This is a genomic window from Acidobacteriota bacterium (genome assembly GCA_016703965.1).
Lineage (GTDB): Bacteria > Acidobacteriota > Blastocatellia > Pyrinomonadales > Pyrinomonadaceae > OLB17.
The window spans coordinates 402,359-424,561 of the sequence record JADJBB010000021.1 but is presented as its reverse complement, the minus strand read 5'-3'; the positions used below and the strand labels follow the sequence as shown (position 1 = coordinate 424,561).

At 52.0% G+C, this 22,203-nt stretch carries 30 protein-coding genes; 18 read left to right on the top strand and 12 right to left on the bottom strand.

Annotation, left to right across the window (positions count from 1 at the left end; genetic code table 11):
• Window positions 1-111 precede the first annotated feature (111 nt).
• The 11 genes from IPG22_09385 to IPG22_09335 all read right to left on the bottom strand — a co-directional run bounded on the left by IPG22_09385 (window position 112) and on the right by IPG22_09335 (window position 7,270).
• Window positions 112-642: a DUF4232 domain-containing protein gene (locus IPG22_09385; protein ID MBK6588495.1), complete on the bottom strand. Its 531-nt coding sequence runs from the start codon at window positions 640-642 to the stop codon at window positions 112-114.
• Between the two features lie 11 nt (window positions 643-653).
• A complete protein-coding gene (locus IPG22_09380; GenBank protein ID MBK6588494.1) occupies window positions 654-1,325 on the bottom strand; it encodes a hypothetical protein in 672 nt (223 codons plus the stop codon).
• A gap of 11 nt (window positions 1,326-1,336) precedes the next feature.
• The gene (locus tag IPG22_09375; protein MBK6588493.1) at window positions 1,337-2,596 is read right to left on the bottom strand and encodes a M20/M25/M40 family metallo-hydrolase; all 1,260 of its coding nucleotides are present in this window, start codon (window positions 2,594-2,596) and stop codon (window positions 1,337-1,339) included.
• Between the two features lie 7 nt (window positions 2,597-2,603).
• On the bottom strand, window positions 2,604-3,377 hold the full coding sequence (xth, locus tag IPG22_09370; protein MBK6588492.1) for an exodeoxyribonuclease III: 774 nt from the start codon (window positions 3,375-3,377) through the stop codon (window positions 2,604-2,606).
• Window positions 3,378-3,387: 10 nt separating this feature from the next.
• A complete protein-coding gene (locus IPG22_09365) occupies window positions 3,388-3,681 on the bottom strand; it encodes a type II toxin-antitoxin system RelE/ParE family toxin (GenBank protein MBK6588491.1) in 294 nt (97 codons plus the stop codon).
• Window positions 3,678-3,887: an addiction module protein gene (locus IPG22_09360; GenBank protein ID MBK6588490.1), complete on the bottom strand. Its 210-nt coding sequence runs from the start codon at window positions 3,885-3,887 to the stop codon at window positions 3,678-3,680. The genes IPG22_09365 and IPG22_09360 overlap by 4 nt, the downstream gene beginning before the upstream one ends.
• Window positions 3,888-3,900: 13 nt before the next feature.
• Window positions 3,901-4,308: a hypothetical protein gene (locus IPG22_09355; protein MBK6588489.1), complete on the bottom strand. Its 408-nt coding sequence runs from the start codon at window positions 4,306-4,308 to the stop codon at window positions 3,901-3,903.
• Window positions 4,309-4,329: 21 nt separating this feature from the next.
• Entirely contained in the window at window positions 4,330-4,878 is a 549-nt protein-coding gene (locus IPG22_09350; GenBank protein ID MBK6588488.1) for a hypothetical protein, read from the bottom strand.
• A gap of 3 nt (window positions 4,879-4,881) precedes the next feature.
• Entirely contained in the window at window positions 4,882-5,451 is a 570-nt protein-coding gene (locus IPG22_09345) for an MOSC domain-containing protein (protein ID MBK6588487.1), read from the bottom strand.
• Window positions 5,452-6,225, bottom strand: a complete 774-nt coding sequence (xth, locus tag IPG22_09340; protein ID MBK6588486.1) for an exodeoxyribonuclease III — start codon at window positions 6,223-6,225, stop codon at window positions 5,452-5,454.
• 91 nt (window positions 6,226-6,316) lie between these two features.
• Window positions 6,317-7,270 carry a site-specific DNA-methyltransferase gene (locus IPG22_09335; GenBank protein ID MBK6588485.1) on the bottom strand — a complete coding sequence of 318 codons (954 nt, stop codon included), beginning with the start codon at window positions 7,268-7,270 and terminating at the stop codon, window positions 6,317-6,319.
• A 114-nt stretch (window positions 7,271-7,384) separates the two neighbouring features.
• Between IPG22_09335 and IPG22_09330 the strand changes: the two genes are divergently transcribed.
• From IPG22_09330 to IPG22_09245, 18 genes are all read left to right on the top strand, one after another.
• Entirely contained in the window at window positions 7,385-8,845 is a 1,461-nt protein-coding gene (locus IPG22_09330) for a beta-lactamase family protein (GenBank protein MBK6588484.1), read from the top strand.
• Between the two features lie 136 nt (window positions 8,846-8,981).
• Entirely contained in the window at window positions 8,982-9,431 is a 450-nt protein-coding gene (locus IPG22_09325; GenBank protein MBK6588483.1) for an ATP synthase F0 subunit B, read from the top strand.
• A gap of 8 nt (window positions 9,432-9,439) precedes the next feature.
• Window positions 9,440-9,988: a hypothetical protein gene (locus tag IPG22_09320; GenBank protein ID MBK6588482.1), complete on the top strand. Its 549-nt coding sequence runs from the start codon at window positions 9,440-9,442 to the stop codon at window positions 9,986-9,988.
• A gap of 1 nt (window position 9,989) precedes the next feature.
• Window positions 9,990-10,532: an ATP synthase F1 subunit delta gene (gene atpH / locus IPG22_09315; GenBank protein MBK6588481.1), complete on the top strand. Its 543-nt coding sequence runs from the start codon at window positions 9,990-9,992 to the stop codon at window positions 10,530-10,532.
• Between the two features lie 34 nt (window positions 10,533-10,566).
• Window positions 10,567-12,099: a F0F1 ATP synthase subunit alpha gene (locus tag IPG22_09310; protein ID MBK6588480.1), complete on the top strand. Its 1,533-nt coding sequence runs from the start codon at window positions 10,567-10,569 to the stop codon at window positions 12,097-12,099.
• Between the two features lie 52 nt (window positions 12,100-12,151).
• The gene (gene atpG / locus IPG22_09305; protein MBK6588479.1) at window positions 12,152-13,024 is read left to right on the top strand and encodes an ATP synthase F1 subunit gamma; all 873 of its coding nucleotides are present in this window, start codon (window positions 12,152-12,154) and stop codon (window positions 13,022-13,024) included.
• 254 nt (window positions 13,025-13,278) lie between these two features.
• The gene (locus IPG22_09300) at window positions 13,279-13,536 is read left to right on the top strand and encodes a hypothetical protein (GenBank protein MBK6588478.1); all 258 of its coding nucleotides are present in this window, start codon (window positions 13,279-13,281) and stop codon (window positions 13,534-13,536) included.
• Window positions 13,537-13,538: 2 nt separating this feature from the next.
• Window positions 13,539-14,006 (top strand): VanZ family protein, encoded by a 468-nt coding sequence (locus IPG22_09295; protein ID MBK6588477.1) that lies wholly within the window; start codon window positions 13,539-13,541, stop codon window positions 14,004-14,006.
• Between the two features lie 128 nt (window positions 14,007-14,134).
• On the top strand, window positions 14,135-15,298 hold the full coding sequence (locus IPG22_09290; GenBank protein ID MBK6588476.1) for an SPFH domain-containing protein: 1,164 nt from the start codon (window positions 14,135-14,137) through the stop codon (window positions 15,296-15,298).
• Between the two features lie 98 nt (window positions 15,299-15,396).
• A complete protein-coding gene (locus tag IPG22_09285) occupies window positions 15,397-15,573 on the top strand; it encodes a Trm112 family protein (GenBank protein MBK6588475.1) in 177 nt (58 codons plus the stop codon).
• Window positions 15,573-16,613: a glycosyltransferase family 9 protein gene (locus IPG22_09280; GenBank protein ID MBK6588474.1), complete on the top strand. Its 1,041-nt coding sequence runs from the start codon at window positions 15,573-15,575 to the stop codon at window positions 16,611-16,613. The genes IPG22_09285 and IPG22_09280 overlap by 1 nt, the downstream gene beginning before the upstream one ends.
• Window positions 16,614-16,687: 74 nt before the next feature.
• Complete coding sequence (gene ffh / locus IPG22_09275) at window positions 16,688-18,190, top strand: signal recognition particle protein (protein ID MBK6588473.1); 1,503 nt, start codon at window positions 16,688-16,690, stop codon at window positions 18,188-18,190.
• A gap of 72 nt (window positions 18,191-18,262) precedes the next feature.
• Complete coding sequence (rpsP, locus tag IPG22_09270) at window positions 18,263-18,520, top strand: 30S ribosomal protein S16 (protein ID MBK6588472.1); 258 nt, start codon at window positions 18,263-18,265, stop codon at window positions 18,518-18,520.
• A gap of 58 nt (window positions 18,521-18,578) precedes the next feature.
• The gene (locus IPG22_09265) at window positions 18,579-18,812 is read left to right on the top strand and encodes a KH domain-containing protein (GenBank protein ID MBK6588471.1); all 234 of its coding nucleotides are present in this window, start codon (window positions 18,579-18,581) and stop codon (window positions 18,810-18,812) included.
• Between the two features lie 39 nt (window positions 18,813-18,851).
• Window positions 18,852-19,364, top strand: coding sequence for a 16S rRNA processing protein RimM (rimM, locus tag IPG22_09260; GenBank protein MBK6588470.1), 513 nt, complete (start codon window positions 18,852-18,854; stop codon window positions 19,362-19,364).
• Between the two features lie 44 nt (window positions 19,365-19,408).
• Window positions 19,409-20,122, top strand: coding sequence for a tRNA (guanosine(37)-N1)-methyltransferase TrmD (gene trmD / locus IPG22_09255; protein ID MBK6588469.1), 714 nt, complete (start codon window positions 19,409-19,411; stop codon window positions 20,120-20,122).
• 35 nt (window positions 20,123-20,157) lie between these two features.
• Complete coding sequence (gene rplS / locus IPG22_09250) at window positions 20,158-20,529, top strand: 50S ribosomal protein L19 (protein MBK6588468.1); 372 nt, start codon at window positions 20,158-20,160, stop codon at window positions 20,527-20,529.
• Between the two features lie 18 nt (window positions 20,530-20,547).
• Window positions 20,548-21,273, top strand: coding sequence for a ribonuclease HII (locus IPG22_09245; protein MBK6588467.1), 726 nt, complete (start codon window positions 20,548-20,550; stop codon window positions 21,271-21,273).
• A 91-nt stretch (window positions 21,274-21,364) separates the two neighbouring features.
• Here IPG22_09245 and IPG22_09240 read toward each other — a convergent pair whose 3' ends face one another.
• Window positions 21,365-22,195, bottom strand: coding sequence for an MBL fold metallo-hydrolase (locus tag IPG22_09240; GenBank protein ID MBK6588466.1), 831 nt, complete (start codon window positions 22,193-22,195; stop codon window positions 21,365-21,367).
• Window positions 22,196-22,203: the final 8 nt, after the last annotated feature.

Genomic DNA, 22,203 nt, shown 5'->3' with positions numbered 1-22,203 from the left:
TTTTGGCCACGGAAATCCGGCGCGCGGATAACGCAGATAGATCACTGAAAATCGATGGAGATCTGCGTTATCTACGTCACCTGCGGTTAAATTTTTTGGAGCAATTGTTTTTTATTCCGGCTCATCACCACGGATCGATCCGACGGTTATGCCGCAGCAGGGCTGAATATCGGTTCTCGTCACAAACGCCTTATCGCCTTTCGGGGCGGTAATGAGGAATTTGTAAGCTTTTGGATACGGGCCTTTGTGATCTAGAGCCATACCATCGTTGTAATAGATCTGAAACCATGCCGTTTTACCGGGCTCGAGTGTTACAGCAACAGGTTTGCGGTCACTTTCTGCCAAGCCGTTCGGATAATCGTTGCTGTATTTCGCCTTGCCGTTCGCGAGAGCCTGTCCTGCCTTGTTCAGGACAACAAACGTCGGAAACCCCCTGAGTGTGCACGGTTGATCCGACATATTTGTGAAAATGAACTTCTGATAACGCTTTCCGCCCATATCGGCGTCTTCTTCGCCTGCGGCCATCTTTAATTTCGCGCATTTATTCTGGACAACTGGCGCCGGGCTTTGAGCATTAATGGCAATGCTCATGCAAAAAACGAACATCGCGAGTGGGATCGCTCTCAATTTCATTTTGTTCATAATGTTTCTCGCTATTTGTAGCATTTCTGCTTGAAAACCGTTTTGGTTCCGCCCTCATTGAGGGTCAGCACGGTCGTTCCTCTCGTGCCGGTGAATTTGCGGTCGCCGAGGCTGAATGAGATCTTGTCGTAGTTTTTGCCGGTGACTTCAGCGGGAACGAGGACCGGATCCTTCAGCTCGCCTTCCGCTTCAGCAGCAAGCACGAACCAGTTGCCGCCGCTGTCGGTAATGTAAAACTCCATCCCGCCGACATCGCCGCCGCTGCCTGTCGATATGTTGCTGAACGTCCCGCCGCACGCGCGCTTGAGCACGATCTTTTTGTCGAAGTATTTCGTGGTCAAAGAGGCTGCCGCTACGATTCCCTTGAACTGGCGATCCCCATTATCGCCGGGAAGGGTGAATTCGATGGTGCGCATGTCCTTTCCCGTCATTTTCGCTTTGACCAGGACGGGGCTATTGATCGTACCGCCCGGTGCCTCGGTCACGAGTGCAAATGTATCGTTAGCCGACTGCGTCAGGTAGATCGAGATGCCGTAAGAGTCGCCGGATTCACGGCTAGACATCTTTATCCCCTCGTAATAGCCGCTCGTGCTAAAGGCCGCCGGTTTTTTCTGCGCAGCTGCCGAGGAAACGATAACCAGGCAGACCAGGATCAGAGTTGAAATTCGACCAAACAAGTTCATAATTTCTCCAACTACTTCTTCATCCCAATAATCGCCAGTATAGCCGTCAATACGCGCTGCGTACCAAGATAGCTGTCCGTAGAGTCAAAAATCTCGCCAACCGAATGCATTCCCTGCCACTTGCCGCCCGAGCCGATCGTCACCGCCGGAATCCCAAACCGCATCGGCATTCCCGAATCCGTGCTGCTCGCGGTCAGGTTCGGCGTGATGCCGAGAGCCTTGTCAGCGGCGAGTATTGCCTGAACGATCGGTGCATCCGGAGCTTGCAGCCCGACAGGACGCTGACCGATCATCTGGATCTCGACGGTCAGCCTCGCCGCATCGGTCTTCGACGAGTTTTCCTCTTCGAGCGACCTTTGCACGGCTTTTTTGAAATTCGCATCAAGTTTTTCCAATTCGCCTGCACTGATCGACCGCAGATCGACTTCCATAGAAGCTGTCTGGGCGATCGAGTTTACCGTTGTGCCGCCTTCGATCTTACCGACATTGTAGGTCGTTCGCGGATCTTTTAGCACAGTTAATTTTGCAATCTTATCAATGGCCCGGCCGAGGGCATGGATAGCGCTTGGACGCCCGAATTCGAAATAGCTGTGCCCGCCCGGCCCGCGAAAAGTCACACGATATCGATTGCTGCCGATCTCGCGGTTCACGATGTCATAACCGGACGCGTCAAGGCCGATGAAATGCGTGATCTTGCCCTTGAGTTCCTCTTTCACAATGTGCCCAACGCCATTTAGGTTACCGAGGCCTTCCTCGCCAACGTCGGCGACGAAGATCATGTTTCCTTTCGTCTCAATTCTGGCTTCATTCAACGCTCTGACGATGGCAAGTATCACCGCCAAACCTCTAGCGTCGTCGCCAATTCCGGGCCCCGTGAGGATGTTGCCGTTCCGCCTGACCTTTACATCTGTTCCTTCGGGAAAAACTGTGTCGAGATGCGCCGCGATCACGAGCGTTTGCGACGGATCGGTTCCAGACCGCTCGCCTATCACGTTTCCAACCGCGTCGATCCGCACGTTTGAAAGGCCTAGCTCGGTGAACCTCTGCTTGTAGTATTTCGCTCTGTTGCCTTCTTTGAATGTCGGTGCCGGGATCTCGGCAGTTTTGATCTGTTCCTCGATGGTCTCGGGCTCGATGGATCTTATGAATTCGAGAGCCCGTTTTACTTTGGGCGAGTTGATATCGACGGGCGGGCTTTGTGCAAATGAGGCTGACGCCGATATGACAAAGCAGCCGGTGAGGAAAATAGTTTTTCGGATCAAACGCAGCATAGATTCTTTAAATATTGAATTCCGCCACAACCGGAGCGTGGTCGCTTGGCTTTTCCAATCCGCGAGGCCCTTTATCTATCCAGCAATCAGTACAGACCTCAGCCAACGGGGGCGAGGCCCAGATGTGGTCAATGCGAAGTCCGCGATCCTTTTCAAAATCATGATGAAAATTGCTCCACCACGAAAACTCACGTTCGCTGCCGTTCAATTGTCGAAAAAGGTCGACGAAACCCCATTTTTTCAGATCCAGGATCGCGTCCCGTTCCGGCTTCGAAAAATGCATTTTGTTACGCCAAAGCTGCGGGTTCCAAACGTCCATCTCATGCGGAGCGACGTTGATATCGCCGCATAATAGGACTTCGTCGTCGGTCTCAAAATTATCGTCAAACAGCTTTCGCAACTTGGCTATCCAATCGAGTTTGTAAACAAATTTATCGCTCCCGAACTTAGTTCCATGCGGAACATAAGCATTCACAACCCGAATGCCATCGATCGTTGCTGCGATGAGACGTTTTGACTCACTCGCGTCGTTGTCCACAAAGTTTTTCTGCACATCATCGAGCGGCAGCTTCGACACGATCGCAACACCGTTATAAGCCTTCTCGCCATGAACCGCAATATGCTCAAACCCGATCTGCTTAAACCGCTGAAGTGGGAACTTCTCGTCAACACATTTCGTCTCCTGCAAACAAAGAACATCAGGCTGATTCGCCTCGCACCAGTCAATTACATGCTGGATGCGCGAACCTATCGAGTTAATATTCCAGGTGGCGATCTTCAATTGCAGTCCGCTAAGCAAGCCTGTCGATCCAATAATCGGGTCGCCGGTGCTGGTGCGCGATAGCTAAAATAAAAATATGATCGGATTCGATCGAATAGAGTAATTTATAAGGAAACTTGTGCAGGAGACACTTTCTAACTTCACCTCTTTCGACGGACCAAGCTTGCGGATATCGAGCGATCCTCAACACCGCCGCTTTAACCTCAGACTTGAACCTTTCGCCAAGTCCCTCGAACTCAAGTCCAAGATACAAAACGGCATCGTCCAGTTCTTGTTGAGCTAAAGTTGAAAACCGAACCTTCATACGTCAGAACCGAAGATCTCTTCCATCGATACGCTCCCTAACCGGCCTTCTCGATATGCCTTCAGTCTATGTTCGGCTTCATCAGCCCATATCTCGTCGAGATCGCTGTCCGGAACATCTAGGCTGTTTAACAAACCTTCAACCACTTTGTATCTTTCATCCGGCCTCAGCTTCAGCGCTTGTTCAAGAATTTCTATATTACTCATACGATCACCGATCCTATTTTATCTTCACCTTCAACGTAAACGGCACACCGACGGATTTTTCGTCGTTCATCACAACGACGATCATGTATTTGCCGTTCATTGGCAGGTCGCCGTTGTAGGTTTTAACCATAGTTGCGATCGTGTCTTCGTCCGGCGGCGGGGCCATGAGAGAGAAGATCAGCTCTGAGCTTTTGCCGACCAGTTCGATTTCGATCGTCTGGCCCGCATTTGCACCGAGCTTGTAAACATAGCTCATGCCGTATTTGGCGGTGCCGGAGACGATAGCCTCGTGTTTGCCCTTCGCAAACTTGATCTCCTTGGTCACCACCGTTCCCGCCATGTTCTGAGCCGAAACGGCCGACGACGCTCCGATAAATACGAGGCATGCCGCGAGAAGCGTAATTTTCACTACAAATTTCATCGTTTCATCTTCTATTAATTCTTAATTTTTAGCTTTTTGCAGATCCTGCATTTTAGCGAGTCCTGCTTTCAGAGCTTCGATGTATTCGCTAAGGACTTTTTCGGTTCCTTTGCCTGAGCTTTCAAAACGGCCGGGGTTAAAATACAGCGTCTGCGGTTGCTGCTTGCCCTTTTCATCGGCGAACGAATAGAAACTCACCCAAAACTTATCTGAATAGCGGAAGAAGACATTCTCGCCATCTTTACCGTCGGCGGCTTTCATCTGGACGTTAAAGATCTCAAGATCGTTGATCAGTTTCGGCAGATTGTGCATATCTATCGAAAATGTGGTTCCGCCGTCAAGCGTGTAGAAGCGATCCGCTTGCGCATCGATCCGATAAGAAACCGTCACAGAGAGGCCAAACTTAGGATTACCGACCGGGTATTTTTTCGCAAGCACCACACTTCCCGGTGTTTCCAGCACGCGTTCGTAGTTACTTTTCGGCGCCGTGGCTGCGGCCTCCTGTGAAAATACGAGTCCTGGAAAAGCCGCCAAAACGAGAAACGAGATAAAACTTATTGACCTAAACATTCCCTACCTCACGATCTGAATAGTACCGCCAGCAGCGACACGGCCCCCGCTGACCACCTTTGCATTGATTCCGCGGAGGTTATGTTTCCGGCCGAATTCGGAATTCGCATATTTCATAGCGTCCATGCCAAAACGCTCAACAAATTTTTTACAGCCGAGATGCGGCACCGACGTCACCTCGATCAGAGCTTCGCCGATCAAAAGTCGCGTGCCGACCGGCAAATTCTCACCGCTCAGATCCAGATCGACAAAGAACTGATCCCCAGCTAGCGGAACTCGATGCCGATCACCAGCGATCAGCTCGGCAAAGCGATAATTCATCAAATTGAGCTGCATCTCAGGATGCCCGAGCCCGTTACCTGTCCGCGAACTGCCGCGAGTCAGCCAATTGTCGCCGACGAGGCCAGTTTCGACATTAAGCATCCCACTCTCCAAAACCTCGCGTTTGTTCCCCTTTGGACGACGAACGATCAGTTCGATAAGTCCGTTATCTTTGGGCGACGCGAGAATATGGTTGATCTCCTGTTCGATCTCAGCAGTCGTTAGATGCGTGTTGAATAGTAGACCGTCCATCTAGTTTTCAAAATCCGCGATCACCGGTGCATGATCACTCGGCAAGTCGAGGTAGCGCGGCGACTTGTCGATCACACAAGTTTTCGCGGTCGAGGCGAGTTTTGGCGTTGTCCAAATGTGATCGATGCGCAAACCGTGATTTTTCTGCCACGCTCCGGCACGATAATCCCACCAGGAAAACTCCTGAACCTTGCCGTTGAGCCGCCGGAAAACGTCTTCGAAACCCCATTGCCTTACGTACTCGATCGCCGCCCGTTCGGGCTTTGAAAAATGAAGCTTTCCGGCGTACGCACCGGCGTTCCAGACGTCTTCCGGGTAATGTCCGACGTTGAAATCACCGCAAAGCAACACGTTTTCATTGGTATCGCAGGTCGCGTCAAAATATCGCCGTAGCCGGATAAGCCAATCCAGCTTGAATTTGAATTTATCTGACCAAAGCTCAGAGCCATTCGGAATGTATGTGTTCACAATACGAACGCCGCCGACGGTCGCGGCGATCATGCGTTTTGGAGCATCGTCCGCGTCGCCCGGAAAACCCATCTGCACGTCATCGATCGCCAGGCCTTTCGAAAGTATCGCGACGCCGTTATACGCTTTTTCGCCCGTAAACACCGACGTGTAACCCGCCTCGGCGAGAATGCCGTCGGGGAAATTTTCGTCAACCGTTTTCGTCTCCTGCACACACAAAACGTCTGGCTCCGCATCGCGAAGCCAACTGATCAGTTGCGGCAATCTGACGTTTATTGAATTTACATTCCAGGTGGCGATCTTCATTTGGCAAATTTTATCAAAGAAATGTCAGAACCGCCTGCGTAAGCGGGCGGAACGAATCTCAACTATTCATACTGGATCGTCTTTCTGTCCGCTAACGCGGGCTGTTCTGGCCGGAGTTTCGCTCCCAAAAAACCCCCTCCGAAAATCCCTGTATCGAAATATCCTCTTCGGCCCTCTCCAGCCGCTTCTGAGCGATCAGACAGTAACCTTCATCCGCTTCGATCGCGACAAAATCGCGGCCAAGCTTTTTTGCCGCGACAGAGGTCGTCCCGCTGCCGGCAAAGGGATCGAGTATGAGGTCGCTGGGGTTAGTGCTCGCGAGGATCACCTTTGCTAGGAGCTTTTCTGGCTTTTGCGTTGGATGATCGGTGTTTTCGGGCATCGACCAGAATGGAATTGTGATGTCCGTCCAGATATTCGAGGGATGCGTGTCGCGAAAATTGCCCGTTTCGTCCGCCTTCCAGTCTTTTGGTTTGCCGTTCTCTTTATACGGTGCCAAGACTTTGCGGCGAAGCTTCACAGCTTCCAGATTAAAAGTGAATTTGTCGGAAACCGTAAAGAACCAAATATCTTCGGCCGAGTTCTTCCAATTCGCTTTTGCTCCACGGCCTTTTTCGCGTTCCCATGTGATGCGGTTTTGGAGCTTGAAATATTTCGACCCGACCCGCTGTATCGCCGAGCTCGAACGCCAATCGCCACATATATAGATGCTCGCTGTCGGTTTCAGCAGCGGAATACACAACGAAAGCCACGAATCGAGCCACGCCTCGTAATCGTCCGAGGTAAGTTCGCGGAAAGTTTCCTGGCCGAAAGATTTAGTCAGATTGTACGGAGGATCGGCAAACAAGAGGTCGAAGCTTGCCGACGGCAATTGGCCGAGAACCGGGAAAGAATCTCCGCAGATAACCCTATTGCGAAGTTCGTCTATCGTGCCGTGAGCGTCAAACAAAAGACTCGACCGCAGGCTCTCGGCCTCGCCCGGTTCAAGCTCGATCGTCCTGTTTCTCGGGGCCTTTGGTTTTGCTGGTTTTGACGAACCGTGCATAATGAGCCAATAAAACTTTAGCATAGCTAAGAATCTTTAAAAATTCCGTTAATGCTGTACGAAATGTTCATAGTATCGTTAGGTCGTTTTAGCTGGATCGCGAGGTTAGTAGTTATGGTGTCACTGTACCTCGCCATTCTCGTTGCTTCGGGATCGAGTCAGGTAGATCGCGTGTCGATCAATACAAGGGCGGGACAAAAGGTCGATCGATTTATCCGCCAGAAAATGGCGACCGAGCAAATTCCCGGAGTCCAGATCGCCGTTGTCCAAAACGGCAAGATCCTAAAAATTGGCAGCTACGGGTTTTCAAACCTCGAGTTAAACACGCCCGTAACGTCAGAAACTATGTTCGAGATCGCGTCGAATAGCAAGCAGTTCACGGCAGGAGCGATCTTACTTTTGTGCGAAGACAAGAAGCTCGGCCTAGACGACAGCGTCACTAAATACCTACGAGGCCTGCCGCCTGAATATGATCCTGTCACGATCCGCCAGTTGCTCGATCATACTTCAGGCGTGAAAGACTACATTGAAGAATTCCAACTCGAACGGCGACTCGATTATACAAATGAGCAATTGGTCGAACATATCGGCGCAAATAAGCTCAATTTTTTACCCAGTGAGAATGCCCGTTACAGCACAACTGGATATCTGTTGCTTGGACTCGTCATTGAGAAGATTACCGGCAAACCATATGCTGATTTCCTAAGCGAGCGTATCTTCAAGCCTCTCGGAATGAAACATACTAGGGTGATCAGTCTCGCGGACATCATTCCCGGCCGTGCAACGGGCTACATTCTTGAAAAAGGAAAGCTCAGACACGGACGGTACGTTGCACAAACCCTGCGCTCCAGTGCCGATATCGGGATGATGACAACCGCGTCGGACATGGCTAAATGGGATCTGGCTCTAAACGGCACCAATCTCTTTGACAGAAAAAGTCTGGACGTCATGTTTAACCCCGGACGGCTAAGTAATGGTGATCTCGCCCGCAATGACTGGAACGGCTATTTTGGAGCAGGATGGTTCGTCGACGATTATCTTGGTAATCGCGAGATCAACCACGGCGGAACATTGATTACGGGATTTCACTGCAATATTTCGAAGTTTATCGATAAAGACTTGACCGTGATCGTATTGACCAATCGTTTGAGATCTAACCCGTCGATGCTCGGTTATTCGATAGCTGGATTCTACGACGCAAGTTTGCGCCCTCCGCATCTGATGGATGCAAAACGAGATTGCGATACACAACGTACCGAGGGACTTCGCGATCTTTTGCTCAAAGTGGCCGATGGCTCGGATGTTGGACCCTGGATAACAACCGGGTTTCGATCGTGGTTGTCCTCCGAGAACGGGCCGAAGTCCGATATCAAAGAGGCGATGACGGGCGCAAAGATGCTCTCGTTCATCGCTTGTAAGAATGTTGCGGGTCTAGGCGTTGAACGGATCCGGTCGGCGATTGAGACTATATGCACTTACAAGGCCTTCAATGCCGCGAAAAGCCACTATATAACCGCGTACCTTGATCCAAATGGAAAATTGGCGGACACCTGGATCTATACCAGCGATAACTAAAACCCGCTACTTTCTCGAATTAGTCACCCTAACCTCACCGTCCTTGACCCTAAAAACGCGCGCGTGATACTCTTAGCAGTTTGATAAATGAGGCGCTTTCTGCCCTCTTAGACCCAGATAGCGGGTTAATAAGATTATGCATTTGCTGGCACTTGCCGAGACAATTCAGCTTTTTCCTGATGGCACATTGTTTATCCATGTCGGTTTGATCCTGGTGATGATCTGGGTGCTAAACCGCACGCTTTACCGTCCGCTCAATCGGGTCATCGCGGCCCGCGAGAAAAATAAAGGCGGGCACTCAAGCGAGGCTGTGACACTGCTCAAGGATGTCGAGGAAAAAGAAACACACTATAGCCGCGAATTGCTGGAAACGCGTTCGAAAGGTTATGAGCTGATTGAAAAAGAGCAGAAAGCTGCGACGGAAGCCCGCGACAAGCAGCTTAGCAACATAAAAGCTGAGGTTGCGTCCTCTCTGGAATCCGGCAAAGCAGAACTCGCAAAACAGGCAGCAGATGCCCAGGCGGCAATGCGTACTGACGCCGAAAAGATAGCAGACAGCATCGCGGCAAGTATTTTGAAAGGCTAGTTTTGATTATGTTAGCGTTCTTCACTACATCCTTACTGCTTCTCGCCGGTGGCGGCGGTTTTTACGACCGCTACTTTAATATCCCCGGCTTTGAGGCGTGGAAATTTCTCAATCTGGCGATTTTTATCGCACTAATGATCTACGTCGCGAAAAAGCCGCTGAGCGAAGCTTTTAAGGCTAAGCGCGAACAGATCCGTGCGGAATTGATCAAGGCGGAAGCAGAGAAACAAGCGGCGCTCGCAAAACTAACAACTGCCGAGGCAAAGCTCGCTCAGCTCGAAGCTGAGAAAGAGAGCGTTCTCAAAAAAGCAAAGGACGAAGCAGCTTTCGAGGCGAAACGTCTCGCAGAAACTACTCAAATTGAGGTTGACCGCATTCGCCAACAGGCTGAGGCCGAGCTCAACAGGCTCCAAATGCTGTCGCGAGCGGAACTTCGACGGTTTTCGGCAGAGGAGAGCATTCGGTTAGCGGAGCAGAAACTGCGTGCCCAGATCAATAGTGACGAAGATGTAAGACTCGTCCGGGCAAGCATCCAAGAGATCGGAGGGCTGAACTAATATGAATACCGAAACGATCGCCCGCCGCTACTCGACCGCACTCGCAGATGCCGTTCTCGCCGCCGGAGATACTGCCACCGTTAAGTCGGAGCTTGCCGATTGGGCAAAACTTTTCGGAGAGAGTACAGAACTGCAGACTGTTTTCGGTAATCCCTCGATCGCTCACGAAAGCAAGGTCAGGGTCCTGGACGGCCTCATAGCAAAAGTAAAGCCTTCCAAGACAACCGCGAATTTTCTAAAGGTCCTGCTTCAGAACGGACGCCTGGCTGAGATCTGCGAGATCAACGACCGCTTCGATTCGGTTCTTGATGAACGCAGCGGGATCGTGTCAGCCGAGATCATCTCGGCCCGCGAGTTGCCGGGCAGCGAACGCGGTGAATTTGAAAAAAATCTTGAAAAGCTTACCGGCAAGAAAGTGAGTGTCAATTATTCGATCGATCAGGACCTGATCGGCGGTGTCGTCACCCGCATCGGATCCACCGTTTATGATGGATCGGTCAAAACAAAATTGGAGAATTTGAAAGAGCAATTGGTAAATGGATAGTTGTCATCAGTCCGAACCGACAGCTGAAAAGAATATGGAATCAATTAAAGCTAGCGAGATCAACGAGATCATTCGTGCACAGATCGAGAATTTTGATGCATCGATGACGGTCAACGAAGTCGGGACCGTCATCAAGGTCGGCGACGGTCTTGCCGAGATCTATGGCCTGGAAAAGGTCATGGCCGGCGAGCTGCTGGAATTCCCGTACGGAGTTCGCGGCCTCGCCCTTAATCTTGAGGAAGACAAGGTCGGCTGTGTGCTTTTCGGAGATTTTCAGAAGATCAAAGAGGGCGACGAAGCCAAGCGTACCAAGCGCATCATGAGCGTTCCGGTCGGCGACGCGATGATCGGCCGTGTGGTCGATGCTCTCGGTAACCCGATCGACGGTAAAGGCGAGATCATCACGGACACGTACTTTCCGGTCGAGCAGATCGCTCCCGGAATTATCGACCGTCAGCCGGTTAAAGAACCGCTTCAGACCGGTCTGAAAGCTATCGATTCGATGGTTCCCGTTGGCCGCGGCCAGCGTGAGTTGATCATCGGGGACCGCCAGACGGGTAAAACCGCCGTTGCCATCGACACGATCATCAACCAGAAGGGCAAAGACGTGATCTGCGTTTACGTAGCGATCGGACAGAAAGCGTCCACCGTTGCTCAGGTTCGTCAGAAGCTCGAAGAGTTTGGTGCGATGGATTACACCATCATCGTCAACGCTTCGGCGTCCGATCCGGCGGCTATGCAGTTCCTGGCTCCGTATTCGGGCTGTGCGATGGGCGAATATTTCCGCGACAACGGCCGCCACGCTCTGACGATCTACGACGATCTTTCGAAACAGGCTGCTGCGTACCGCGAAATTTCGCTTCTGCTTCGTCGTCCTCCGGGCCGCGAAGCTTATCCTGGCGACGTTTTCTACTTACACTCACGCCTGCTCGAGCGCGCCGCCAAGATGTCGGACAAACGCGGCGGCGGTTCACTGACCTCGCTTCCGATCATCGAAACGCAGGCAGGCGATATCTCGGCGTACATTCCGACCAACGTGATCTCGATCACCGACGGCCAGATCTTCCTCGAGAGCGATCTGTTCAACTCGGGCGTCCGTCCGGCTATCAACGTAGGAAACTCAGTTTCCCGTGTGGGCGGTTCAGCACAGATCAAGGCCATGAAGCAGGTCGCCGGTACGCTGCGTATCGATCTCGCACAGTTTCGCGAGCTCGCGGCTTTCGCCCAGTTTGGCTCGGATCTCGACAAATCAACTCAGGCTCAGCTCGAGCGAGGCCGTCGTCTTACCGAGATCCTCAAGCAGCCTCAGTATAAGCCGATGGACGTCGTTGAACAGGTTCTCATCATCTGGACAGTGTCCAATGGCCTGGCAGACGATATCGAAGTCTCTGACCTCAAGCGTTTCGAAGAGGAATTGACGAAGTTTGCCGAGGAATCGCATCCGGGCGTTTTGAACACGCTCCGCGAGAAAAAATCGATCGACGACGATCTGAAAGCGGCGATGAAGGAAGCGGTTGAAGATTTCAAAGCGACCCGTTGGGCAACGGCAGCAAGTGCTGCGGCTTAGTAAAGACAAATAGGACGTATAGGACCTATACGTCCTATCTTAGATAAAGAAAATGGCAAGTCTTCTGGACATGCGCCGACGTATCAAGTCGGTCAAGAATACACAACAGATCACCAAAGCGATGAAGATGGTCGCGGCGGCGAAACTGAAGCGTGCGCAGGATCGCGTGACCGCTTCTCGTCCGTTTGCGACCAAGATGTCGGACGTGCTGGGTGCGTTGAGTTCAAAGGTCGCGGGTGAATTTTCGCATCCGCTGCTTGACGAACGCGGTGATGAAAAATACCTCATCGTCCTCGTAAGTGCCGACAAAGGCCTCGCCGGTGCCATCAATGCCAACGTTATCAAGGAGACGCAGGCTTTCCTAAAATCGAACGCGGGCAAGGAAACATCGATGGTCACCGTGGGCCGCAAAGGACGTGATTTCTTCAAACGCCGCCAGGCCGTGATCCTCGACGAATACGTCGGTGTGATGGGCGGTCAGGTCAAATACTCGGATGCTGCCGATATCGCTGCCAAGGTGATCAAGACGTTTACCGAGGACACATCGATCGACAAGGTTTTTGTTGTCTTCACAGAATTCAAAACCGTCCTGACGCAGAAACCTCTTGTTCAGCAGCTTTTGCCTCTGACCAGAACGGCTGAGAATTCCGAAGGCGAAACCGCGGCTGAGGCTGAATATATCTACGAGCAGCCGCCTGCCGAAATATTCGGTAAATTGCTGCCAAAACAGGTTGAAACGCAGATCTACCGCGGAATGATCGAGACGATCGCATCGTTCTTTGGCTCGCAGATGACCGCTATGGATTCGGCATCAAAGAATGCCGGAGAGTTAATTGATACTTTGACCCTAAACATGAACCGCATCCGTCAAGCGGCGATCACCAAAGAAATTATTGAAGTCGTCTCCGGAGCAGCCGCAGCTTAGCTCTTAAACAAAGTATCTAAAACCCTTAGGCCCACAGTCGGAATCGACTTTGGGCCTTTTGATTGGAGGGTTAGCATCCGGCTCGCCCACCGTCGGCCCTGAAAGTTATATTCGCTCCTCTTCAACTGAAAATATCGGAGGTACGCGCCGAGAAGAATACCTACGCTCCAGCCGGTTTGGACTTTGGACACGCTTTGGTTTATCCTTTGCTTGCTTTTCGCAACAAAAACTTTAGCTAGATTGGAGGGATCATTATGTTAGCAGTTGTTGGTTCTTTGATCGCGTTCATCGGTGCTATTTGGCTGATCGTGACCGCGGTCCAGACAGGGCAGACCACAGGTGACAAAGTGCTGTGGGGACTTGTCAATTTCTTTTGCCAGCCGCTCGGCGGAATTGTCTTTTACATCGTCAAAAAGCAGGGCTTGATACCACTTCTGATGGTAATCGGGGGATGGATCCTGATCGTTGTTGGTGGGGGTGCCAACTTCTCGATGGGCAATTTGCCTAATTAATTGTGACTAAAATTCAGGATATTTATGGGCGCGTACTGCTTTCTGCTTACGCGCCTCTCTTATTATGGCTCGGCGTGATTTTTTTCCTGTCGACCGGCAGCGGCTCATCGACGGAGACATCCCGGATCATCGGACCATTGATCGCGTTCTTTTTTCCTTCTGCGGACGAAGCTTTTATTCAGATCGTCCACGCGGCGGTACGAAAGACCGCGCACGTAACGGAATACGCGATCCTCGCCTCGCTTGCGGCACGGGCATTCCTAACTTCATCGATCGTGTGGCTCAGCAAATACTGGGCATTGTGGGCAATTCTGCTGGTTGCTGTCGCTGCCTCGATCGACGAATTCAATCAGAGCTTTAATGTCCAACGCACGGGATCTCCGATGGATACACTGCTGGATATTTCGGGCGGCTTGTTGGCACTTACGCTGATCTGGATGATTCGCAAGAGAAAGCGGCCGACAAATTAGCTCGTTTCCTGCTCACCCGCGAACCGATCTGCTGGTAACATGCCCCTCGAGCCAATCAGTGATTCTTCCAAAATTCCGAACTTTGTGGCATATTCTATCGTTAAGAACTTTGCAAGGAGATTTGATAAATGAGTATTTTCGACAAGGTTAAAGAGGCGGCATTAAATCAGTTCATCGAGGTCATCGAGTGGCTTGATAATACGGGCGATACGATGGTCTATCGCTTTCCGGTCGCGGGCCAGGAGATCAAGAACGGCGCACAGCTGATCGTCCGCGAATCGCAGGCTGCGGTCTTCGTTTTTGAGGGCCAAGTTGCTGACGTTTTCACGCCCGGCAAATACGAGATCGATGGCGGCAACACGCCGATCCTGTCGAAGCTCGGGGCTTGGAAATTCGGCTTCAATTCTCCTTTCAAATCGGAAGTTTATTTCGTTAATACTAAGCAGTTCACTGATATGAAATGGGGCACGTCGAACCCGATCATGCTCCGCGACGCGGATTTTGGCATCGTGCAGCTGCGTGCTTTTGGTGCCTACAGCATGCGAGTAGCAAGCCCGGGCGATTTTATTAAAGAGATCGCCGGAACAAATGCCCATTTCAGCACTGACGATATCGAGGGCCAGCTCAAACGTGCGATCGTCACTGAATTCTCAGACGCGATCGGCGAACTAAAGATCCCGGCACTTGATCTTGCGTCTCAATACAAAGAGATCGGCGACAAGATCCGGGGAATGATCAATGTTGACTTTGGGTCATATGGCCTTGAGGTTACGAAGTTTTATGTCGAGAATGTCAGCGTACCGCAAGAGGTTCAGGACGCGATCAACAAGCGGGCCGCAATGGGCGCGATCGGCAACGTCGATCAATATATGAAGTTCCAGGCTGCTGACGCACTTCGCGATGCGGCACAGAACGAGGGCGGCGGTGCCGGCCTAGGTGCGGGATTGGGTGCGGGATTTGCTGTCGGAAATCAGATGGTCAATGCCTTCGCCCCGCAGGGCGGCGGTGCTGGCGGGCAACAGACCTCTGCTCCGGTCGCTGCCACAGTTGCATGCCCAACCTGTAGCAAGGCAAACGCTGCCGGCGTGAAATTCTGCTCAGAATGCGGCGGCAAGATGGAGATCGCCCAGGTACCATGCGTCAAATGCGGAGCAAATCTTCGCGAAGGCGCGAAATTCTGCTCAGAATGCGGCTCGTCGCAGGAAAAAGCAAGATGCGGCAGCTGCCAGTTCGAACTCGCAGCCGGAGCCAAATTCTGCCCTGAATGCGGAACAAAGACCGAAGCAAGCTAATCAAAAGCTAAAAGGCAAAAGGCAAAATAGAGAGCAGTCATGCGAATGCCTCGATTTTGCCTTTTTACTTTTGCCTTTTTCCTCTACTATTAAAAATTATGGCTATCAGCCCCGAACTTCTCGAGATCCTTCGCTGCCCCAAATGTAAATCAGAGGTTAAGATCGACGACGCCCAAACGCGTCTGAAGTGCGTAAACCCGGAATGCAGCCTCGTCTACCCGATCCGCGACGAGATCCCCGTCATGCTCGTCGACGAAGCGACGGTCGAGAAATAATGGGAAACAGCGAGATCGACTGGAGCAATGTAAAACGCATTCTCGTCGTAAAGCTCCGATCTATCGGCGACACCGTGCTCGCCACACCGTCGCTGATCGCTCTCCGGCGATTCGTACCTAACGCTCAAATAGATATCCTGCTCGAAGACTGGGTTGCTCCCCTTATCGAAGGCCACGATGCGATCGATAACGTCATCAGCGTCGGTAAAAGTTCGCCCGAACGCCTAAAGGTTGCACAACAGCTACGCCGCCAAAATTACGACGTGGCATTTAACCTCCATGGCGGCACGACGGCAACATTCTTCACGGCCGCCTCGCGTGCAAAGCATCGAGTCGGCTTTGCTGATTACCAATACTCATTCCTCTACAACCACCTTCTCTCATCAGCGTCCGATTTTTGGAAAAGCGAATTCACTCACTCGGCAGAACAGCAGCTGGCGTTGATAGGATTTGTCGGTGTTCCGGTCGAAGATCGGCCAAAAACACGCCTTGTCGTGAACGAAAAAGTTGCCGCCCAAGTCAGAACCGCCTGCGTAAGCGGGCGGAACGAAGCCAAGGGTTTTGCTCTTATCCACCCCGCAAGTGCCTTCGTTACCAAGCAATGGCCGACCGAAAGCTTCGCAAAAACCGCCGAATTCCTTGTTGCCAAAAGCCTGAACGTATTTGCCGTCGCGGGAAAAAATGAAACAGCGATTCTCGACAAATTAAAAAAACTTTCCAACGTTCCGATCACAACATTCAACGATCTATCGCTCCCGGAAATAACGGCACTTGCCTCTCAAGCAAAGATCTTCGTCGGCAACGACTCCGGCATCGCTCACATTGTCGCCGCTGTCGGAACACCATCGGTAGTTGTATTCGGATCATCGAACCGCAACCACTGGCGTCCGTGGACCGACGCACCGAGCGACATCGTCTACGAAGAGTTCGCCTGCCAGCCTTGTCCGGGCTATGAATGCAAGGAATTTGGCGAGCCGAAATGTATACTCTCAGTTCGTCCGAAGGCCGTATTTTCGGCGCTATCACGCCTACTTTCGTAGTCGCATTTCTTGACACAAACCAGCGCAAACACTAGTATTTATAGTTTCGACTATTGTAGCCGAACTGTCTCTATATGTTTGAGTCGTTATCCGACAAACTGAAGAAATCGCTGAAGAATCTGCGTGGCCAGGGTACCTTGACGCCTGAGCATGTGGATGCGGCTTTGCGCGAGATACGGATGGCTCTGCTTGAGGCAGACGTTAACTACAAGGTCGCGAAGGATTTTGTCGATGCGGTTCGCGTAAAGGCTGAGGGACAAGAGGTTTGGCAGGACCTGAAGCCGCACGAGCAGGTCGTTAAGATCGTCTATGACGAACTGAGCGAACTGATGGGCGGCACTTCGTCGCGGCTTGTTTTCACCAAACAAACGCCGAACGTCGTGATGATCGTCGGTCTACAAGGTTCGGGTAAAACGACCTCGACCGGTAAGATCTCGCGTTGGCTCGCGGACAACCAGGAACGCAAGCCTTTGCTCGTCTCCGTTGACGTTTACCGTCCGGCGGCTCGTGAGCAGTTGAAGGTTGTGGCTAATGCCGTCGGCGTAGCGGTTTACGAGGCGAAAGAGACTTCGGATCCGATGACGATCGTTCGCGGTGCTGTGAAACATGCGACCGAATTCGGCTTTGACACGCTGATGATCGACACGGCCGGGCGTCTGCATATCGACGACGACCTGATGGTCGAGCTCGAGCAGATCAAGGCTGAGACGAAACCGGTCGAAGTGCTGTTTGTCGCTGATGCGATGACGGGGCAGGATGCTGTTCGTTCGGCCGAGGTTTTTCACGAACGAGTCGGTATCACCGGCGTTGTCCTAACCAAGATGGACGGCGATGCTCGCGGCGGTGCGGCACTTTCGATCAAGCAGGTCATCGGCCAGCCGGTGAAGTTTGTCGGTGTCGGCGAAAAATACGACGCGATCGAGCCATTTTATCCCGATCGCATTGCCCAGCGAATCTTGGGAATGGGCGATGTTCTGAGCCTCATCGAGGAAGTTCAGGGCAAGATCGACGAAAAAGAAGCGCAAGAGCAGTTGCGGAAAATGACGACGAATCAGTTTTCGCTCGAAGATTTTCGCAATCAGCTTGGACAGTTCAAAAAGCTCGGCTCGATGTCAAAATTGATGAAGATGCTGCCCGAGCAGCTCACCGGCGGCATGCAGATCACCGACGAGCAATCAGCCGTCGTTGATCATCAGATGCAGCGTACCGAAGCGATCATCGGCTCGATGACCAAGCTCGAACGCAATAATCACAAGGTCATCGACGCGAGTCGCAAAACGCGTATAGCAAAAGGCAGCGGCTCAACCATAGCTGAGGTCAACCAGCTCATCCGCCAGTACGAGCAGATGAAAAAGATGATGTCGCAGATGAGTCGCGGAAGCGGAATGTTTGGCGGTTTGGGTAAGAAAATGATGGGCGGCTTGGCTGGCGGGCTTGGCGGTCTGCTAGGCGGAGGCGGCGACATGGGCCTCGATGATGACGATTTTGGCGGCAATAACGGCAATGCGGGTGGCAATGCAAACGAATCCTTGTCGCAGAGAATTAAGAAGAAAAAGAGACACAAGAAACGGAGATAGTTGGTTGTTCGTAGATCGCGGATCGTTGTCAGATACAACGAACAACGATCCACCGACAACGAACCAGCAAAAATTATGTTAGCAATTAGTTTAATGAGAATGGGCGCTAAAGGGAAACCGTTTTATCGCCTCGTGGTAAAGGAAAAACGCAGCAAACGCGATGGCAAGTATCTCGAAAACGTAGGTACTTACAACCCGATGCTGAACCCGGCAGAGGTCATTTTGAAGCATGACCGCATCAGCTACTGGATCGGTGTCGGCGCACAGCCAACCGATACTGTTAAAAGCCTGATCAAGAACAACCCGGCTGAAGCAGCAGTCGCAGAATAGGAAATAGCCCCAGAGAATACCGAGTATTTCTCTGAGTCCTCTGTGGCAGAGATCTAGGATGAAAGAAGCTGTCGAAAGAATCATCAAAGCGCTCGTTGGCGAGCCCGATGCCGTTGAGGTTTCGGAGAGCGGCGACGGGAAAAACGTGCGCATCGCGGTGCGTGTTGCGGAATCCGACATGGGCCGCATCATCGGCCGCGAGGGCCGTACGATAAAAGCGATCCGCAGCATTCTTTTCATCGCCGGGCAAAAACAGAACAAGCGATTTCAGCTCGATCTGGTCGAAGATTAGTGGAACGCCGCCATCTTGGCGGCAGGATGCCAGCGTTCCATGGAAGAACTTGTTTCGATCGCCAACATCGTCAGAACCCGCGGCCTAAAAGGCGAGGTTGTGGCAGATCTGCTGACCGATTTTCCAGAGCGCTTTGACGCTCTGGTCGATGTGATAGGCGTTCGCGAAAACGGCGAGCGGCTCGAATTGAAAATTGAAAAGTTTTGGTTCCAGAACGGCCGCGTGATCCTGAAATTCGCTGGATTCGACACGATCGAACAAGGCGAAGCGCTCAGAAACGTCGAGATCTGCGTACCTGAGTCAGATGCGGTCGAGCTTGACGACGGCGAGTATTTCGACTGGGAACTCGAGGGCTGTAAGGTCGAAACGATCGATGGAACCAATATCGGCGAGGTTCGGGAATTAATGCGAACCGGCGGCACGGAGCTTCTCGTCGTCACAGGTGAGTCAAAAGAGTACTTGATCCCATTTGCGGAGACCATCTGTGTTGACGTCGATGTCGAGAATAAGTTGATAAAGATCGACCCGCCGGAAGGACTTCTTGAATTTTAGATCTCAAATTTAGAATTTGAGATCGGTTGAATTTAAGAAAAGACATGAAGATCGATGTTTTGACAATTTTTCCCGAGTTCTTCGACGCTGTCTTTGATTTTGGAATTATTCGCCGGGCTAAGCTCGCAGATATCGTCGAGATAGACGTTGCCGACTTACGTGAGTTTACGACGGACAAGCACAGGATGGTCGATGATCGGCCTTTTGGCGGTGGCGATGGGATGGTTTTGAAACCGGAACCGATATTCGCCGCAGTTGAAAATTTGATAGGAACGAGCGATCGCGAAGCGTATCCATCAGGAACGCACGTCGTGCTCCTCTCGCCGCAAGGGAAGCCTTTCATTCAGGCGGACGCTCAACGTTTTGCTGACGAAGCAAAGCATGTCGTTTTCATCTGCGGCCGCTACGAAGGTGTAGACGAGCGAGTGAATGAGACACTCGTGACGGATGAGATATCGATCGGCGACTATGTTTTGTCAGGTGGCGAACCCGCAGCGATCGTGATCGTCGACAGCATCGTCAGGCTTTTGCCGGATGCGTTGGGAAGCGAGACTTCGGCCGCGAACGACTCATTCTCAGATGGTTTGCTTGACTGCCCGCACTATACGCGGCCAGCTGAGTTTCGTGGGATGACAGTTCCCGAGGTTTTATTGAACGGCAATCATGCCGAAATTGAGAAATGGCGTCGTGAAAAGGCGCTGGAAAAAACCAGATCTATTAGAAAAGATCTATTAACAGGAGAAAATGGTGAAATGTAGCCGGCGAATGCCGCCTACCTCTGGCCGAAAATAAAATGAACAGACTAGATTTTGTCGAAAAGACACAACTCAAAGATAACGTACCAACATTTCAGCCAGGCGACACGCTTCGCGTAAGCGTTCGCATTAAGGAAGGCAACAAGGAACGCCTCCAGGCTTTCGAGGGCATCTGCATCGCCATTAAACACGGCGGCGTCCGCGAAACCGTCACTGTCCGCAAGGTCAGCTTCGGCGTGGGAGTCGAACGTATTTTCCCGCTGCACGCGACCGTCATCGATCACATCGACGTGATCCGCCGTGGTAAGGTACGCCGTGCTAAGCTTTATTACCTGCGTGACCTTCGCGGTAAGGCAGCTCGTATCAAGGAACGCGATACACGCGCTAAGAAAGTACAGCCGGGCAAGTAGTTGGTCAACTGATAGACAATGCGAAACGCGGGAAAATCGGATCTAGGCAAAGCGTATGGATCGGATTCCCGCGTTTCGCTCTTTGATAATTTCGAGGTTTCAGGCATCGGACTCGTTTTTGAGGAACAGGCTTGGGCCGAAGGCTATAAGCTTGTTGCGGGGCTCGATGAGGTTGGCCGCGGATGCCTTGCCGGCCCGGTCGTTACGGCCGCATGTATTCTTGATCCAAATAAATCGTTACCCGAGGGCCTCGACGATTCAAAAAAGCTTTCGGAAGCCGTCCGCTACGAGATCGCCGCGCGGCTAAAGGCGGACTGCATAGCCTTCTCCATTGGCCAGATCGAGGCAGAGGAGATCGACCGGATCAACATTCTCGAAGCAACAAAACAAGCGATGCTCAATGCTGTCGCCTCACTCACACCAGAGCCGGATTTCCTTCTCATAGACGCACTCTATCTGAAACGGTCGCCGCTGCCGCAAAAGTCCATTATCAAAGGCGACTCGATCTCAGCATCTATCGCCGCCGCATCGATCCTCGCAAAAACATACCGCGACGATCTGATGAAGGCCTACGATACGGAATACCCGCAATACGGTTTCGCGGGCCACAAAGGGTACGGAGCTGCGACGCATCTCGAAGCTCTCAGAATCCACGGCCCATGCATTCTCCACCGCAAAACCTTTCGCGGCGTCCTGCCGGGAACGCAGCCGCCCTCGGCTGCAACGCTGGTTCCTCCAGCGTGATTACGTTTCGGTTGAATATAGTTGAGTTGTCACCACGTTCGTCAGCGTCCTGATACAGAACGCTTGCAGGCGAGGGAGCCTGCGTTCCCGGCTATAACTCAAACCAATCCGTCGGGCTCTTTGGTTGCGAGAGAGATATTTTTGTCTCGGCTCTAAAAAGCGGCGGCCTCATTTGGAGGGCGATCTCGGCGGTTATGCGGGCAAGATTTGGTTCATTCGCACGCTGTGAAAGGTGAGCGAGGACTATGTGGCGTGCACGCCCGTCGAAATCGTTTGTAAGCCAATCGGAAAGGTCTTCGTTTGAGAGGTGGCCCGTGTTGGACATGATCCTTTGCTTGAGATCCCAAGTGTAAACAGAGCAAGCCCTGAGCATATCCCGGCTGTGGTTCGATTCAACGACGATCGCATCACAGCCCGTTAGTTTTTCCTTTATCAGCATCGAGATATGACCGAAATCCATCAACGTCGCTACCTTTACACCGTCCTTTTTCGCGATAAAGCCAAAATTATCCACCGCATCGTGGGGCACGCTGAATGGTTCGAAATCTATGTCGCCGATGCGGAATTCGCGGGTCGATTCGATCTCCTGGGTTCGGTCTTTGAGAGCAGAACGGCGTTTTGAGGACTCGCTGTCGCCGTTCTGGCCACCGGCCTTCGTGTCGTAAAAGGCATCCTCTGTAATACGCGATATATAGACCGGGCAGTTCACCGCGCTCATCAAAACGCGTAGCCCGCCGATGTGATCGCCGTGCTCGTGGGTGACCATGATGCCGTCCAGTTTATCCGGAGAAACGCCAACCTCAGCAAGCCGCTTCACGATCTCACGCGCACTCATGCCAGCATCCACGAGCACGTTCGTCGTTTCGCTCGAGATCAGTACCGCATTACCGGTCGAACCGCTGCCAAGAATCGTAAATCTCATAGCAAAAA